Raw genomic sequence first — 16189 nt, forward strand, 5'->3', positions numbered from 1 at the left:
GGATTCCCCGGTTTCGTTCCGTACCGTTCCGCGCAGCCAGTGCGGGTGCGGACAAGTGTGGTGCATGGGTGGGAGCTCAGGTGTGTATCAGGCCGAATCGGCGGCCTGGGCACCGACGCGAGGCGGAGCGCCGCCCGGCGGCGGGAGCAGCGCGCCGCCCGTGAGGCCGCCGGCCAGGAGACCGGCCGTCTCCTCCGCGAGGTGTGCCGCCTTCCGCGCCTGGGCACGCAGGGCGCGTACGTGCCGGAACGCCTCGCCGTAGCGGCGTTGTTCGTCGAGGGCCATGAGGGGCACGCGGAGGCGCCCCGGGGCGACGTGCAGGACCGTGCTGCCGGTCGACGCGCCCGCGATGTTGTCCTCCGAGTCCACGAATCCGGCCAGGAACCAGGGGTCGAGGCGTGCGGGATCCGGGCGGAGGAGGTGGACGTGGGGGCCGAGCAGCGCGCCCGCGTCCCGTTCGTCCGCGACTCGGGCCATCGGGCCGGCGCCGCCCGCGACCGCCCGTACGAGGACATCGCCCGCGGCGACGACCGGCGCGGCCTCGGCACGCAGCTCGGCCGGGTCGCCCGACGGGGCCGTGCCCCTCGCGATGTCGGCACCCGTGAGGACCGGGGGGAGGGTGGAGGACGGGGCTTCGGTACGCGGGGCCTTCGGGTCCGGCACCGTACGCAGCAGGGTCAGGGCGCCGCCTCGCGCGAGGTCGGACGCGGTCGCCGTCCGCCACTCCCGGGCCGAGGCTCCCGCCGCGCTCCAGCCGGGCCCTCCCGCTGCCCGGGCGAGGGACTCGGCGGCTTCGGTCAGCTCCCGGCGCCCGGTGTCCGCCCGTGCGGCCAGTTCGGCCGGGTCGACGTCCGTGCGCGAGAGGCGGACCCTGCGGGCGGGGGTCAGGTCGACGAGGTCGTCGAGGAGGTCGACGACGGGCACCGCGCGTGCCGTGCCGGGTTCGCCGGTGAACGTGTCCGGGGCGGTGGTGAAGGCTTCCCAGTGGGTGAGCGTCCGCGCTGTCAGTCCGGGCCAGTTCAGGGGGGTACGGGTGGAGCCCGTGCGCGTCGTGGCCGGCCGGTCGGCCTCGCCGTTCCCGGTCGCTCCCGCGCCGGCGGTGTCGATGAACAGGACGGACTTCCGTTCCGCGCCGCCCGGCTCGGGTCGTCGCAGTACCCAGATCTGCAGCCCCACATGGAGCGGCGGCGCCGCCCCGGGCGGCAGGGCCACCACCGCGCGCACGGCGCCGCTGCGCACCAGCTCCGCCCTCACCCTGCGCCCGGAGGCACGGGAAGCGGTGGCGGGCGGGAGGACCAGCACGGCCCAGCCGCCCGGGGTGAGATGGGCGAGCGCATGCTGGACCCAGGCCAGTTCCGACTCGGCGCGCGGGGGGACGCCGTACGCCCATCGAGGGTCGTAGGCCAGCTCGTCGTGGCCCCAGTCGCGGTCGCCGTAGGGCGGATTGCACAGCACCGCGTCGACGGTGAGAGCGGGGAACGCGTCGGCGCGGAGGCTGTCGCCGCTCCGGACGGTGATCTCCGCTTCGGGCGCGGACAGCAGCAGGCCGACCGCGCTGCGCTGGGCCTGTACGGGCAGGACGTCCTGGCCGTGGAGCCCGGTCGCTCCGTGCCGGGCGGCGGCCGCGAGCAGGGTGCCGCTTCCGCACGCCGGGTCCAGGACCTCCTCGACGGTACGGGGCAGCAGTGCGGCGACCAGATCCGCCAGCGGGGCGGGCGTCCGGTAGGCGCCGCTCGCGGCACAGTCCTCCAGTGCCCGTTCCGCGAGTACGCCGAGCGCGGCCTGGCCTCCTTCGTCCCGTACGCACCGCAGCAGGGCGCGCAGGGCCGTACCGTCCGTGGGCGCGAAGCGGACGGCCTCCGCGCCCGGGACCGTGCCGGCGAGGGCTGCCGTCTCCGCCTGTGCGCGGGCCGCGAGGTCGGCGTCCGGGAGCTCCGTGAGTGCGGTCAGGTCGTCGGGGGTGCGGTGGGAGGCGGCGAGGACCATCGGGAGCAGCCCGGTTCCACCGGCCGCGCCGGCCTGTGCGTGCAGGCGCAGGGCCGTGCGGAACGCTTCCCGGGGGTTCGCGGTCGCCGTGTGCCCCCGGGAGGCCAGCCATGCCTGTACCGCCTCCAGGTCGTACAGCGGGCTGCTCTCGGTGCCGCCGGAGGGGGAGGGGAAGTCGTCGTGCCGCCGACGCCAGTTGCTGACGGTGGCGCGTGTGACCCCGGCGATGCGTGAGATCTCGGCGGCCGTCACATGGGCGACGGAGGGCTGCGGCATGGCGGGGGTACGGGCCTCTCGGTAAGCGGCGAACTGTTCACACCATAGGGCGGTCGTCAAATCCGCGAGACCGTTTGACGGCGCTTTCACTCACCACGTCGGCGGAGGTACGCCTCCAGCTCCGCGGCCCCGGTCAGCATCGCCCGCCCGCGCGCGCACAGCCGGTCGTGCCAGTCGCGCAGTGCGGCCTCCAGCGGCTCCAGCCCGCCGGCCGCGCGCACCTGGGCGATCAGCGGGGCGATCTGGTCCAGGAGGTAGCCGCCCCGTCTGAGCTGGTGGGCCAGCCGGGCGTCCCGTACGTCGGCCTCGTCGTAGACGCGGTACCCGGTCCGCGGGTCGCGGCGCGGGCGCACCAGCCCGGCGCGCTCCCATTTACGCAGCGTCGCGGGCCGGATTCCGAGCTTTCCCGCCAGCGGGCCGATGAACGTGCCGCCGGGCCCGGACACGGCGGCCGGCCCGGACCCCGTGGTGGGCTCCAGGTCGCGCAGGGCGCTCTCCACGGCCTGGAGGGTGCGGCGGTCGTCGAGGAGCTGGGCATGGCTCTCGTCGATGAGGCGGAACGCCGCATCGGTCGCGCCCTGGTTCACGGCCCGCATGATCGAGGTGGCCGTCTGGTGGCCGTGGCCGGGCAGCAGGGCGAGAAACGCGCGCAGGGCACCCGCGTGGAGCGGGGTGTAGGTGCGGTAGCCGTGGGGTGTGCGAGCGGCGGCCGGGAGGATGCCGGCCTCCTCGTAGTTCCTGACCGCCTGCGTGGACAGCCCGTGAGCGCGCGCCAGGTCGACCGGCCTGAGCCGATCACCCCTTTGAAGGTTTTGCCCCATGGGGCGGACGATATCGCGGGAAAGTTTCCACCGAAGGTTCAACGATAGCGTTGACGGCATGGCTACTGACATCAAGGACGCCGTCCATGCCGTCGAGGCTGCCGCCGTCATGCGGCTGCTCCCCGCGCGGCCCCGGCTGCTCGCCCTGGGCGAGCCCACCCACGGCGAGGACACGCTGCTCGACCTGCGCAACGAGCTCTTCCGCCGGCTCGTCGAGCAGGAGGGCTACCGGACGATCGCGATCGAGAGCGACTGCATGAGGGCCCTGGTCGTGGACGACCACGTCAGCTCGGGGACCGGCACCCTCGGCGAGGTCATGGAGCACGGGTTCAGCCACGGGTGGGGCGCCCTCGCGGGCAACCGCGAGCTCGTGCGCTGGATACGGGCGTACAACGAGGGCCGGCCCGCGTCCGAGCGGCTCCGCTTCGCCGGCTTCGACGGCCCGCTGGAGATCACCCACGCCGCGAGCCCCCGGCAGGCCCTCATCGCACTCCACCGCTACCTCGCGGCCCGGGTGGACGCGGACCTCCTCCCCTGCACCGGGGAAACACTCGACCGCCTGCTCGGCACCGACGACCGGTGGACCGATCCCGCCGCGATGACGGACCCGGCCCGGTCCGTGGGGCAGTCGGCCGAGGCGAAGGAGCTGCGGCTGCTCGCCGACGATCTGGTGGCGCTGCTCGACGCGCAGACGCCACACCTGATCACGGCGACCTCGCGGGACGACTGGGACCGGGCGCGCCTGTACGGGCGCACCGCGACCGGCCTGCTGCGCTACCACTACTGGATGGCCGACACCTCACCGGCCCGCATGACCCGGCTGGTGAGTGTGCGGGACCAGATGATGGCCCACAACCTCCTCGCCGTCGCGGCCCGGGGCCCGGCGCTCGTCCACGCCCACAACTCTCATCTCCAGCGCGAGAAGAGCACGATGCGGATGGGCGGGATGCCGCTGGAGTGGTGGAGCGCCGGTGCGCTGGTGAGCGCCCAACTCGGCGAGGAGTACGCCTTCGTGGCCACGGCCCTGGGCACGATCCGGCACCAGGGGGTGGACACGCCGCCGCCGGACACCGTCGAAGGCCTCCTGTACGCGCTCCCGGAGGACCGCTGCGTCATCGACGCCCCGCGGCTGGCCACCGCCCTCGGCGACACGCGGCCCGCCCCCCGCGTATCCCCGTGGTTCGGCTACGCCCCGCTCGACCCGGCCCATCTGGCGGACAGCGACGCGATCGTGTTCGTCAAGGACGTCCGGCAGAGCTAGCGCGGCCATCAGCGGTGGGGCAGGGCACGACGCTACGTCGGCGGTTCCTCCAGGAGGCCCGCCTCGACGAAGCCCTCGCGGGCTCCCGGGATGTCCAGGACGCCGCAGTCCTCGAAGAGGGCCACCGTCTTGGCGGACGCGAACCGGATGCCGCGGAGCACCGCGTCACGGTGGTAGGACTCCGCGACGATCAGCCGGGCCCGGTCCTCGGAGAACCCGGCCTGGCGCAGCGCGGCGTGCGCCGGCGCGGTGGCCGGGTGCAGGGACCGTACGATCACGTCCGGTAGGAACCGCGCGACCAGGCGCCGTTCACCCGGGTCGAGTTGGCCCCACAGGTACCGGAAGAAGGCGGAGAAGTAGGCGTGGTGCCTGCCTTCGTCGATGGCGTGGTCGCTCACGGTGTCCCGGACCACCGTGATCACGTCGGGGTCCTTGGGGATGTCGACCAGGATCGAGGTGATCAGTGTCTCGAACACCACCACCTGGAGGAGCTGGACCAGCCGGCGGTGCTGCGGGTAGCCGTGGCCGATGGCGTCGAGGTTGCGGATGAACGGGCCGAAGTCGTAGGGCAGCGCGCCGATACCGGACCGTTTCTCCAGTTGGTCGACGACATCCAGGCTGTACAGCGAGTGGTACCCCTCGTCCACCATGATCTTGAATGCGTTCTTCCGCGCCGTGTTGGACACCTCCAGCCCGCACCTGTTCTCGGCGATCCGCTGCGTGGCCCGGCAGACCACGGCCACTTCGAAGTGCGAGGTGAAGTTGAGCCACTGGTAGAGGTGCTGGGCCGAGAGGTAGCGCTGCAGCGGCTGCTCCCGCTCGGCCACCAGCGGATGTCCGAGGTGGGGGACGAGGCGCCGGGGGAAGAATTCCTTGAGGATGTCCGTGTCGTCCTCGTCGACGGTGCGCCGCGCGGTGGCGCGTACACCGGCCTTCTCGTACCAGGCGTCGAACGCCCTGATGTCATCGAGTTCCATCGGCGGCCTCCGGTGCGGCGGGCCCGAGTTCCCGGGTGTGCAGGACGTTGTCGCTCCAGATGCGGTCGAGCCTCCCCCAGCGCATGGCCGAGGCCACGTCCGGGAAGAAGCCGGAGCCGTTGAAGTTGGCGCTGGTGTTGCACAGGACCGGGATTCCACTGAGCCGGTGGTACTCCCGCAGTACGGCACGGAGGGTCGGGTCGTCCTCGGCACCGACGGTCTGGAGCCGGGCCGAGCCGTCGAGGTGGACGACGGCGGGGATGCGGGCGGCCCACTCCGGGCGGACGTCGTGGTCGAAGAGCATGTGCGGATCCGGCGTCCCCGGCGAGAAGACGGCCGGCGCCTCCTCGGTGAGGCAGATGGGCGCCACCGGACGGTAGTGCTCCCGGTTCTTGACCTTGTTGAGGAGTTCCTTCATCGCCGGGTCGGTGGCCGCGGCGAGGATGGACCGGCCGCCCAGCGCGCGCGGGCCCAGCTCCGCCCGGCCGTCGATCACGACCACCGGCTCGCCCGTCTCGTGCAGCACCCGGGCGAGTTCCTCGGGCGTGCACGGCGTCGGCGTCCAGCCGGCGAGCGGGGCGGAGTCCTTCACGGCAGGTCCCAGCCGGGGGTTCCAGTCGATCGCCCCGATGCCCTCCGTGGCGATCAGGTGGGCCGCCGCGGTGCCGATGGCGGAACCGGAGTCGTTGGGGAAGGGGGGCACCCAGACCGAGGCGAAGGCGGGGTGGGCACGCAGCGCGCTGTTCCACTTGATGTTGAGGGCGCAGCCACCGACGAAGCAGAGGTTCCAGGGCCCTTCGCCCTTCCACTCCCGCACCCGCGCCGCCACCCGCTCCACCAGCAGTTCCTCCAGGAACTGGTGGACCGAGGCGAGCACGTCCTCGTCCTGGACGGCATCGCCCGCCAGCCGCCGGCGTACCGAGGAGAAGTAGTCGTGGACGTGGCTCAGCGAGGGCTCCGCGTTGCTGCCCCATCCGCCGATGGCGGCCCGGTAGGCGGTGGCCTTGGGCCCCGGTCCCTCGAAGTGTTCCGAGAACTCCTCCCTCAGCACGTCCATGACGTCGGCGCGTACGGTGCCCAGCGCGATGTACGCCATGAGCTTGCCCGCCACCGAGAGGTCGTCGACGGTCCTGGACTCGTCGGCGCGGCGGAACGGACCGAAGTGGTGGGCCGCCGTCGCATAGGCGTGGCCTATCAGGGGGAAGAGGGCGCCGCCGTTCTCCACCCCGCGTTCCGGGTCGGCGAAGTACAGCCGGGGGAACATGCCGCCGTCCCAGACCAGGACGAACGACGGCTCGCCGGCCGGGGCGAAGGGGCTGGAGCAGTAGGCGCTCGCCAGGTGGCCGGTGACATGGAGGTAGCTGCTGTACGTCAGGGGGCGCCCCGCTATGGTGAACCGGCCCGTACGGCCGGTCCGGAGCAGGTCGGTGATCCGCTCGTTCTCCCGGTACGGGGCGAGCGCCAAGGTGGCGGGAGTGCCTTGGTCGGACAGGGTGGCGGTGCCCTGGTCACGGCCGTCCCAGCCGTCCACCACCCAGTGGTCGACGTCCTCGACGCGGTAGCCGAAGTCGGCCAGGACCTCCGCGACGATTCCGGCGTCGGTGACCTCGCTGTACCTCGGATTGTTTCCGATCTTCTCCATCTCGACGCTGAAGACGAGCCGGTCGTCCTCCAGCAGGGCGACCGCGCCGTCGTGGGTGAGCTTGAGACCACAGATGATCAAGGAAGTTCGCTCCAATCACGCGGGAGAACGATGGTGGGAGGCGAGAGCGGCGAGGTACGGGCCGCACCGCTCACCGAGGAAGCGCAGGAGGCGGCCGAGGGCCTCGAGACGGCGCCGGTCCGGGACCCAGAGCCAGGTCTCGCGCGGTACGAGCCGGGCGCCTCGCAGCAGTTTCGGGGCGAACGCCTCGAAGCCCATGCGCACCCGGTGGATCCCGTTGTCCAGCGCGTACCGCAGCGGGTCGTAGAAGTTGACGCACTGGTAGGAGGTGCTGCGCTCGGGGTCGCCGTAGTCGCACCCGTACGCGAGGGCGTAGTAGGCCTGTCCGTCGGTCAGGTGCACGCCGCAGGCGATGATCGTCCCGTCCGGTCGCCGCACCGCCGGCACCCGGATCGCGTGGCCCAGCAGGCCGGCCATGGCGCGCCGGGTGGCCAGCAGGGCGTCGGGGCGTGGCGTGCCGCCGTACTTGCGCGCGGTGGCCACCTCCAGTTCGGTGACCCGCTCGACGGTGTCGTCCAGGCGGACCGTCTCCAGCCGCAGCCCGGCGGTCTCCAGCGCCCGGGGCTCGGAGCGGAACCGGTACCGGCGGTCGCGCGGCATCGAGGCGAGGAAGGCGTCGTACGAGGAGTGGCGGGAGAGGTCGAAGAGGCTGATCGCGGTGAGCGCGGCCTGCTGGAAGCCCCGGGCCGCGAGCACCTGCCGCAGTTCCTGGTCCCCGGGGGCGACGAAGGGCAGGACGACCGCGCCGGCCAGGCCGTCCCGTATCGCGTCCTGGGCCGCGGCGATCAGGTCGGTGGTCGCGCGCAGGCGTGCGGCCGGCGGCAGGTCGGGGCGGCGGATCACTTCGCTGCTGTCGAATCCCCGGATCACCAGTGCCTCGCCGAGCGCCCCGGACAGCGCGAGATGCGGGGCCGGGGTCTCCCCGCCGCCGGGCGCCGTGACCGGGCCGGCGACGGCCTCGATGAGCGCCGTGTGCTCCGCCCGCAGCGCCGCCGCTTCGGCCGGCCGCTCGTCGGCGCGGAGGAACTGCGGGCTGGTCAGCATCTTCCAGGGGTGGCTGAACAGCGCGGTGGAGGGGGTGGTCAGCGCACCGTGCACGGCGACGGCCGGACCGTGCCGGTCGGCGAGGGTGAGGGCGACGGGCCGGCCGGGCTCGACGTGCTCACGGAAGGCGAGGTAGGGGTGAGCGCGGTCGAGACGGTCGTCGCCTGCCACGATCCGCCAGTCCTCGGGCGAGATGCGCGCCAGCCCGTCGTCGTGCAGCCGCGCGGAGGTCACCGACGTCACGATGCCGCCTCCCTCTCGGATCGGCCGGGTGCCGGGGGCTGGGGTTCGGTCCGTTGCCCGGTCCGGGCGTCGCGGACCGTACGGAACCGTTTGACCGGCGAAGGGAGGATGAACAGCGAGCAGACGAGCATGGACAGGGCCACCACGCGCAGTGCCCCTCCGGCCCCGAGCAGGTCGGCCAGCGCCCCGCCGAGCAGCGCGCCGAGGGGCATCGGCCCGAAGGAGACGAGCCGGTAGCTCGCGGTCACCGCACCGAGGTACTCCTGTGGCGGGATCGCCTGGCGCAGACTGACGACGAAGACGTTGTACAGCGACTGCGCGAAACCGTTCAGGAAGAACCCCGCCAGGAAGACCGCGACGACCACGAGACGCGACTGCGCGGCGAACAGGGTGGGCACCAGCAGGGCCAGCGCCGCCGCGAACAGCCCCACCAGGACCGACCGGCCGGCATGGAGCCGTTCCGACCTGTGCCCGGTGACCAGCGCCCCCGTCAGGGCGCCCACGGCGGCCGCCCCGATGACCAGGCCCACCTCACCGCCGGACATGCCCGCGGACCTGACCCCGTAGATGAGGAACACGGTGAGGAACGCCTGCTCGTGCAGGTTGAACAGGCCCGACTGCACACACAGGTCGCGGATCGGGCGGCACCTCCAGGAGAACTTCAGGCCCTCGGCGAGCGGAAGCGCGCGGGCCTTCGTCAGGTCCCGCCCGCGGTCCTGGGCGTCGAGCGTCCAGAAGCTCACCACCGCGGCGACGAACAGCAGCGCGGTGACGGCCAGGGCGGTCGGCAGCCCGGCGGACTGGACGAGGAAGCCCGCGAGCGCCGGCCCGGCCATCTGCGTGGCGGAGACACCGGCCTGAAGGAACCCGTTCCCCGCGGCCAGTTGCTCGACGGTGAGGACCCTGGGCACGGTCGCCTGGTAGCCCACGTCGTAGAAGACGGTCGCCGAGCCGATCAGTACGGCGGTGGCGATCAGCAGCCACAGCTCGAGGCCGGACAGCGCGTACACCAGGCCCAGCAGCCCGAACCCGGTGGCGCGCAGCGCGTTGCAGGCCACCACCAGGGTCCGGGTGGGCACCCGGTCCGCCGCGACACCGGCCACCAACGACAGGGCGATCACCGGGACGGTCTGGGACGCCGACACCAGTCCGACGTCCGAGGCGCCGGCCTGCAGTGCGGTGAGCGCGGTCAGCGGCAGCATGAACTGGGCGATCTGATGACCGAGCCTGGCCACCAGATCGCCGGTCCACAGCCGGCGGAAGGCGGCGGCACGCAGCAGCTCCGCCGTCCGAGTGTCCGTCATGGTGCGTCACCCGGGAGTGACGCGGACATGGAGCGACGTGCGGACCTGCTGCTCCAGCGCGTCGAGTTCCTCCGGGGCGGCCGCGTCGATGAAGAAGGTCACGGCGCGGTCGTCGGAGTCCCGCAGCGGGCCGAGGACGCTGCCGCGCTCGCGCAGCACCAGCACTCCGCGCAGCGTCGGCGGATCGTCCGCCCGTCCGGGTGCGATCGGTGGCCACATGCCGTTCTCACCGACCCACACGGGTTCCACCCCCGGCCAGTGCAGTTCGACACCGGACAGGACGCCGGGCTCGTGGTCGAGGTACACCTGGCGGGTGTAGCGGCGCGGCCGGGGGTAGGTGGTCGGCTCGCCCAGCGCCACCTTGAGGATGTGCTTCTCCAGGGGTTCGCCGGTGGCCAGGTGGTAGAGGACCAGAAGTCCGTCGCCGGGGGTACGGGCGGCGACCTCCATCAGCCGGACGCGGCCGTCCGCCGTCAGGCGCCACTCGGAGTGGGCGATCCCGTCCTGGAAGCCCAGCGCTTCCAGCATCCTGCTGTTGGCGTCCAGCAGGGATGTGACGGCGGAGGGCAGCGGGCAGGGCACGCTGTGGGACAGCTCCACGAAGGAGCTGGAGACCGACTCGGTGGTCTCCTTGGTGGTGACGGAGGCGAACACCGGCTTGCCGTCCTGCACCAGGGCCTCCACCGAGAACTCCTGCCCCGCCACCTTCTCCTCGACCAGGGCGTTCTCCCCCGGCCCGAACCGGGCGAGCGCCGCCCGCAGTTCGTCGGGACCGGTCACCGCGGTCACCCCGGAGCTGGAGTGGCGGGCGGCGGGTTTCACGACCGCCGGGAAGCGCACGCCGGCCGGGTCGAACGCGTCCCGTTCGCTCGCCGGTACGACGGTCGAGGCCGGGCTCCATTCGTCCAGGTACCACCGCTGCAGGTACTTGCTGCGGCAGACCCGGCCGGCCCGCAGACCGGGCGAGCGCAGCCCGAGGGCGTCGGCGACCAGTCCGGCCTGTTCGACCAGGATCTCCCCCACCGCGTACACGCCGGCGATGTCGTACCGCTCACGCCACCGCCGGGCGTGGGCGATCACCTCGGCGGTGAACGTCCCCTCGGACTCCATCGACCCCGCGACGAACGCCACGTCATCGATGGCCGAGGCCGGGTGCGTGGGGTCGGCGGTCCTGGCGAGCGTCTCGTCGCGCCACTTCGCCGGGGTGACGAGGAGGATCCGCAACCCCCGGTCGCGCAAGTCCTCCAGGTACTCGGGGTTGCGGCAGATGACGCCGAAACCGCCCAGCAGGACGAACGCCCGGAGGCGGCCGGCATCCGCGGAGTCCTCGGTCACGCCGTCCGCCGCGACGGCCACGGGCTCACTCATAGCCGTACTGTTCGAGGACGTGCCCGTAACGCTCGTCGAAGAGCGCGACGTTCTCCTTGGAGAACACCTCCCGCCACGTACCGGTCCGGCCCTGGTAGAAGGACCAGGCATCGGTGTTGTAGATGCGGTCGGCGATGGCCTCGGCATCCCGGTCCGAGGCGTTGACGTGCTCCAGCACCCGCTGCACGGCGGTCACCTGCGCGTCCCTGGAGCCCCCGCCCTTGGGGCCGACGAGGTCCTCGTACCGGACCTTGCACACACCCGGGTGGTGCAGGAGCCAGATGGCCTTCTCGTACTCGGTGTTTGCCAGGAAATACGGGTCACGCAGCGCGTAGTCGATTTTCTCGGCCATCGTGGACTTGCTGCTCAGGATCGCGTGGAAAACGCGGCGCTCGTAGAAGTTCCCGAATCCCTTCGGGGTCTTGCCGTCCACGAAGTTGATGAGGGAGACAAGGGCGTCGCGCGGGTCGCGGTAATTGAGCACGACCGGCGGCTCTCCGGTGTCGCACCACTCGCCGATGAAACTTCCGTCGACGGCCGATATATCGAGGTCGTGCCATATCCAGCACAATCCGGGAGGGGTCTGGGAAAAGCGGGTGCTCGCCAGCCTGGGATTCGTGGCGGTGACGTCGACCAGGTCGTACTTCTCCTGGCCGTAGCGGTTGGCCACGGGCTGCCCGAAGCGCCGGTACCAGCTCCAGCACAGCGCCTGCCACGCCTCGTCGGTCCTGGTGACGAACTCCGGTGAGCCCGCCAGGCCGGCGATCTCCTCGTACACCGCGTCGTTGTGCACCAGCCGGGCGATGCGCCGGCGCTCCTCGTCCCCGAAGACCGGCGTGTTCCTGGGAGAAGGCCGGGTCGCACCCACGATCTTGAAGTCCAGTTCGAGCATGAGCTCCTGGATCAGATGGGTGCCGGTCTTCTGGGGGGAAACGATCAGGACGCGTTCAGAAAGTGACATCGACCATCCCGGTATCTGTGTCAGCGCGGTGAGCGGTGAGCGTGAGCCGTGAGCGGTGTGGCGGATCTACGGGGCCAGGTCCTGGGCGAGGCCTTCCACGACCTGCGCTCCGGGCAGTTCCGCCAAGGCCTTGCCAGGAGCCAGCAGTTTGCCGCGTCGCCGCCCGCTGCCGAGGAGCACGTACGGCACCTCCACCACGGCGGCGTCGATGAGGACCGGCCAGGACGACGGCAGGCCGAGCGGTGTGATGCCGCCGTACTCCATGCCCGTTTCCTCCACCGTGACGTCCATGGGCGCGAAGGAGGCCTTACGAGCCCCGAGGTGGCGCCGGACGGCGCCGTTGACGTCGAGTCGCCGGTGGGCGAGGGTCATGCAGGCCGCCAGATGGTAATCGGCGCCCTTCTTCGCCCTGACGACCACGCAGTTCGCCGATTCCTCCATGTGCGCCCCGTACCGCTCGCAGAAGGCGGCGGTGTCCGCGACGGCGGGGTCGCTGTCGACGACGAAGAAGGAGTCGGAGGCAGTCGGCCCCGACCAGCCGGCCAGCGCCGCCGCGACCGGAGCGGCCAGCAGATCGGTCCGGTCGAGGGCCTTGTACACGGTCTCGAAACGCTCGGGAAGTTCGGTCATCACGCATCTCTATTACGGTGGAAGTGGGTGAACACGGCGGCGACGACGGCCAGGAACGCCGGCCACAGCAGGAACCAGCCGGTGAGTCCGAGCACGCATATGAGCATCACCAGGGCCAGCCCCGCCATCAGCCTGGCCCCGCCGCCGCCGTCACGCAGCAGACGGATGCCCGCCGCCGTGCCCACCACGTACACGGCGATCAGGCAGGCCGTGCACCCCAGCATCAGCACCTCCACGCCGACCCCCGCCCAGGTGGCGAGGGCCAGTGCCGCCCCGGAGACGAGGGAGACGACGAACAGGCTGCGCCGTGGGACTCCCCCGGTCTCGGCGCCGGGCGCGAGGTACTTCGGCAGGGCCCCGTCGCGGGCGAGCGCGGCCCCGAGCTTGGCGGTGCTGCCGACGTACGCGTTGATGGTGCCGAGCGTGACGAGCACCGCGACCAGGGTGGCGAGTGCCGGTCCGGCGGATCCGAAGCCGTAGGTGAGCAACGAGGCCAGCGGTGTCTCGGCCGCCTCCTGCGAGCTGCCCAGGACGAGCACGGTCGTCGTGGCCAGCAGCAGGTAGAGCACCCCTATGAGGACGAGCGCTCCCGTCGTCGCCCGCTTGATGTCCCGCTCCGGCCGCGCGAACTCCCCCGCCAGATGGGTCATCGTCTCCCACCCGGTGAAGCACCACACCAGCAGTGCCGCCGCCGAACCCACGGCGGACCAGCCGTGCGGGGCGAAGGGCTGCATGGCGTCCAGCCGGGCGTGGGGGGCCGCGACCAGCACGGCGACCACCAGCATCAGGGCGAGGCCGCCGGAGAGGAACAGCTGGACCCGGCCGGAGACGCGCACGCCGAAGGCGTTGGAGAACAGGCCGATGCCCAGGAGCAGCGCCGCGTAGACGGCGGTCGCGTCCTGGTTGCCGTGTGAGAGGGCCGAGAGGTAGGAGCCGCCGAAGATCGCCAGGGCCGGGACGCCCACCGGAGCCCCGATGTAGAACCACCAGCCGACCACCGCCGCGGGCCTGCGGCCGAACGCCTGCCGGACGTACGTGGAGACACCGCCGGAGTCCGGGAGCCGGGAGCCCAGCGCGGCGAAGGTGATGGCGAGGGGGACCGACAGGGCGACCATCCCGACCCAGGCGACCAGCGACGCTGGTCCGGCCAGCCGTGCCGCGTATCCCGGGAGGGTCAGGACTCCGGTGCCGAGGACGGCCCCGATGTAGAGGGCCGTGCCCTGCACCGCCGTCACGCTGCCGCGCACCGGTGGTGCCGGACGCGCCGACGCGTGCTGCCGTTGATCCTCGGGGGCCAACCGGGTCCCGGCCATTCCCCTCCCCTTCCTGACGTGCGGTTGGGCTACGCCTTGTCGGTCCGTACGGCGGGGAATCGGCGGCCCAGGGGTTCCCCAGCCGCAACTCCCGCCACTGACAGACCAGTTGAAGCCGAAATTACCAGAGCTGTTCTCAGGCCGACGCGATGGCGGACAGCGCGTCGACCCGGTCGGTGCGCTCCCAGGTGAAGTCCGGCAGCTCGCGGCCGAAGTGGCCGTAGCTGGCGGTCTGCGCGTAGATCGGGCGCAGCAGGTCGAGGTCGCGGACGATGGCGGCCGGCCGCAGGTCGAAGACCTCGGTGATGGCGCGCTCGATCCGGGCGGGGTCGACCTTGGCGGTACCGAAGGTCTCCACGAACAGCCCCACGGGCTCGGCCTTGCCGATGGCGTACGCGACCTGGACCTCGCACCGGGTGGCGAGTCCCGCGGCGACCACGTTCTTGGCGACCCAGCGCATGGCGTACGCCGCCGAACGGTCGACCTTGGAGGGGTCCTTGCCGGAGAAGGCGCCGCCGCCGTGGCGGGCGTAGCCGCCGTACGTATCGATGATGATCTTGCGGCCGGTCAGCCCCGCGTCGCCCATGGGGCCGCCGATCTCGAACCTGCCGGTCGGGTTGACCAGGAGCCGGTAGCCGTCGACGTCCAGCTTGATGCCCTGGTCCTGCAGCGCCGCGAGCACCGGATCGACCACGTGCTGCCGGATGTCGGGGATCAGGGTCGCGTCGAGCTCGATGTCGGCCGCGTGCTGCGAGGAGACCACCACGGTGTCCAGCCGTACCGCCCGGTCACCGTCGTACTCGATGGTCACCTGCGTCTTGCCGTCCGGGCGCAGGTAGGGGACCGTGCCGTCCTTGCGGACGCCGGTGAGGCGCTGGGCCAACGAGTGGGCCAGGCTGATCGGCAGCGGCATCAGCTCGGGCGTCTCGTCGCACGCGTAGCCGAACATCAGTCCCTGATCGCCGGCGCCCTGCCGGTCCAGCTCGTCGCCCTCCCCCTCGACCCGCTTCTCGTAGGCGGTGTCGACGCCCTGCGCGATGTCCGGCGACTGCGCGCCGATCGACACGGACACACCGCAGGAGGCGCCGTCGAAGCCCTTGCTGGAGCTGTCGTATCCGATGCGGAGAACGGTCTCGCGGACCAGGGGCGCCAGGTCCACGTAGGCGGTGGTGGTGACCTCTCCGGCGATGTGCACCTGACCTGTGGTGATCAGCGTCTCGACCGCCACGCGTGCGGCGGGGTCCGCCCGCAGCAGCGCGTCGAGGACGGTGTCGCTGATCTGGTCGGCGATCTTGTCGGGGTGCCCCTCGGTGACCGATTCCGAGGTGAACAGGCGACGAGGCATCGAGGCTTCCTTGAACGGCGTGAACGGCGTGAACGGCGTGAACGGGCGTGGACGGGCCGGGGACCGGGGGCGGGGCTGCCGGGCCGGGCCTCAGTGGCCGGCTCTGCGCGCCAGGAAGAGGTACGTGCGCCAAGGGACGGTCAGCTCACCGTCGAAACAGCGCTCGATCGTCGACTCGACGCCGGCCGTGAGGGCCTCTCGGACGTCGGCGGGCAGGATCCGGACCTGGGACGTCGTACTGCGGTACGCCGCGAAGTCGGCCGCGGTCCACTTCTGTTCCCAGTCGTAGGTGAGGACCTCGAGCCCGTGGAACGCGGGGTGCCGTTCGATCGCGTCGCCCGGCCAGTCGGCGAGGTCGAGGCCTCCGTCGTCCTCCGCCTCCTGGCCGTAGGCGGAGAAGACCTCTTCCAGTGATTCACGCCCGGGTACGCGGTCCCACTGCTCCACGTTCCAGAACAGCGCGAGCAGTCCGCCGGGAGCGATCACCTCGGCGGCCTTGTCCCAGCGGCGGACCGGGTCGAGCCAGTGCCAGGCCTGGGCGCACACCAGGCCGTCCATCCTCCGCCGCGGACTCCAGTCCTCGAAGGACCGTACGGTGACGTCGATGTTCGGGTGCTGGGAGCACAGCCGCACCAGGACCTCCGCCATTCCCGGGTCCGGTTCGACGCAGGTGATCCGCAGGCCGCGTGCGGCCAGGAGCCGCGTGGCCTTCCCCGTGCCGGCTCCGATCTCGACCACGCGGCCGTCGGGGACGCCCTGGGCGATCCGGTCGATCAGTTCCTCGGGGTATGTGGGCCGGGAATCCTCGTAGAGCTGCGCCGCTTCACCATAACTACGGGCACGGAGCAATCTCGCGGACTCAAGCATCATAAGAATCTCACTCCAACCGGAGGGGATGGATGAAATGCCGCGACGACTTCACCCAAGACCTAGCGAA

Annotated in this window: 13 protein-coding genes; 1 reads left to right on the plus strand and 12 read right to left on the minus strand. The window is 71.9% G+C overall.

Annotation, left to right across the window (positions count from 1 at the left end):
- Window positions 1-87: 87 nt before the first annotated feature.
- Together AMK26_RS15835 and AMK26_RS15840 are read right to left on the minus strand one after the other, a co-directional pair.
- On the minus strand, window positions 88-2262 hold the full coding sequence (locus tag AMK26_RS15835; protein WP_241837914.1) for an N-6 DNA methylase: 2175 nt from the start codon (window positions 2260-2262) through the stop codon (window positions 88-90).
- Window positions 2263-2348: 86 nt separating this feature from the next.
- On the minus strand, window positions 2349-3083 hold the full coding sequence (locus AMK26_RS15840; protein ID WP_073755264.1) for a TioE family transcriptional regulator: 735 nt from the start codon (window positions 3081-3083) through the stop codon (window positions 2349-2351).
- Window positions 3084-3141: 58 nt separating this feature from the next.
- Between AMK26_RS15840 and AMK26_RS15845 the strand changes: the two genes are divergently transcribed.
- A complete protein-coding gene (locus tag AMK26_RS15845; RefSeq protein WP_073755265.1) occupies window positions 3142-4344 on the plus strand; it encodes an erythromycin esterase family protein in 1203 nt (400 codons plus the stop codon).
- A 32-nt stretch (window positions 4345-4376) separates the two neighbouring features.
- Here the strand turns inward: AMK26_RS15845 and AMK26_RS15850 are convergent, their stop codons facing one another.
- The 10 genes from AMK26_RS15850 to AMK26_RS15895 form a co-directional block, all read right to left on the minus strand.
- Complete coding sequence (locus AMK26_RS15850; protein ID WP_073755266.1) at window positions 4377-5321, minus strand: diiron oxygenase; 945 nt, start codon at window positions 5319-5321, stop codon at window positions 4377-4379.
- Window positions 5308-7044 carry a carbamoyltransferase N-terminal domain-containing protein gene (locus AMK26_RS15855; RefSeq protein ID WP_073755267.1) on the minus strand — a complete coding sequence of 579 codons (1737 nt, stop codon included), beginning with the start codon at window positions 7042-7044 and terminating at the stop codon, window positions 5308-5310. Before AMK26_RS15855 ends, AMK26_RS15850 begins: the two co-directional genes overlap by 14 nt.
- A 15-nt stretch (window positions 7045-7059) precedes the next feature.
- A complete protein-coding gene (locus AMK26_RS15860; protein ID WP_073755268.1) occupies window positions 7060-8331 on the minus strand; it encodes a GNAT family N-acetyltransferase in 1272 nt (423 codons plus the stop codon).
- The gene (locus AMK26_RS15865; RefSeq protein WP_073755269.1) at window positions 8328-9635 is read right to left on the minus strand and encodes an MFS transporter; all 1308 of its coding nucleotides are present in this window, start codon (window positions 9633-9635) and stop codon (window positions 8328-8330) included. Before AMK26_RS15865 ends, AMK26_RS15860 begins: the two co-directional genes overlap by 4 nt.
- A 6-nt stretch (window positions 9636-9641) precedes the next feature.
- A complete protein-coding gene (locus tag AMK26_RS15870) occupies window positions 9642-11003 on the minus strand; it encodes an ATP-grasp domain-containing protein (protein WP_073755270.1) in 1362 nt (453 codons plus the stop codon).
- Window positions 10996-11964: a hypothetical protein gene (locus AMK26_RS15875; RefSeq protein ID WP_073755271.1), complete on the minus strand. Its 969-nt coding sequence runs from the start codon at window positions 11962-11964 to the stop codon at window positions 10996-10998. Before AMK26_RS15875 ends, AMK26_RS15870 begins: the two co-directional genes overlap by 8 nt.
- A gap of 66 nt (window positions 11965-12030) precedes the next feature.
- On the minus strand, window positions 12031-12594 hold the full coding sequence (locus AMK26_RS15880; protein WP_073755272.1) for a YbaK/EbsC family protein: 564 nt from the start codon (window positions 12592-12594) through the stop codon (window positions 12031-12033).
- A complete protein-coding gene (locus AMK26_RS15885) occupies window positions 12594-13820 on the minus strand; it encodes an APC family permease (RefSeq protein WP_241837915.1) in 1227 nt (408 codons plus the stop codon). Before AMK26_RS15885 ends, AMK26_RS15880 begins: the two co-directional genes overlap by 1 nt.
- A gap of 223 nt (window positions 13821-14043) precedes the next feature.
- Window positions 14044-15252, minus strand: coding sequence for a methionine adenosyltransferase (metK, locus tag AMK26_RS15890; protein WP_073755274.1), 1209 nt, complete (start codon window positions 15250-15252; stop codon window positions 14044-14046).
- Between the two features lie 90 nt (window positions 15253-15342).
- The gene (locus AMK26_RS15895; protein ID WP_079277608.1) at window positions 15343-16122 is read right to left on the minus strand and encodes a class I SAM-dependent methyltransferase; all 780 of its coding nucleotides are present in this window, start codon (window positions 16120-16122) and stop codon (window positions 15343-15345) included.
- Window positions 16123-16189 lie beyond the last annotated feature (67 nt).

It is taken from the genome of Streptomyces sp. CB03234 (genome assembly GCF_001905885.1).
Taxonomy (GTDB): Bacteria; Actinomycetota; Actinomycetes; order Streptomycetales; family Streptomycetaceae; genus Streptomyces.

Coding starts and splice junctions, on each gene's coding strand:
- AMK26_RS15895 (WP_079277608.1), bottom strand. CDS start 16,122: ATGATGCTTGAGTCCGCGAGATTGCTCCGTGCCCGTAGTTATGGTGAA.
- AMK26_RS15850 (WP_073755266.1), bottom strand. CDS start 5,321: ATGGAACTCGATGACATCAGGGCGTTCGACGCCTGGTACGAGAAGGCC.
- AMK26_RS15865 (WP_073755269.1), bottom strand. CDS start 9,635: ATGACGGACACTCGGACGGCGGAGCTGCTGCGTGCCGCCGCCTTCCGC.
- AMK26_RS15880 (WP_073755272.1), bottom strand. CDS start 12,594: ATGACCGAACTTCCCGAGCGTTTCGAGACCGTGTACAAGGCCCTCGAC.
- AMK26_RS15870 (WP_073755270.1), bottom strand. CDS start 11,003: ATGAGTGAGCCCGTGGCCGTCGCGGCGGACGGCGTGACCGAGGACTCC.
- AMK26_RS15835 (WP_241837914.1), bottom strand. CDS start 2,262: ATGCCGCAGCCCTCCGTCGCCCATGTGACGGCCGCCGAGATCTCACGC.
- AMK26_RS15845 (WP_073755265.1), top strand. CDS start 3,142: ATGGCTACTGACATCAAGGACGCCGTCCATGCCGTCGAGGCTGCCGCC.
- metK (WP_073755274.1), bottom strand. CDS start 15,252: ATGCCTCGTCGCCTGTTCACCTCGGAATCGGTCACCGAGGGGCACCCC.
- AMK26_RS15840 (WP_073755264.1), bottom strand. CDS start 3,083: ATGGGGCAAAACCTTCAAAGGGGTGATCGGCTCAGGCCGGTCGACCTG.
- AMK26_RS15875 (WP_073755271.1), bottom strand. CDS start 11,964: ATGTCACTTTCTGAACGCGTCCTGATCGTTTCCCCCCAGAAGACCGGC.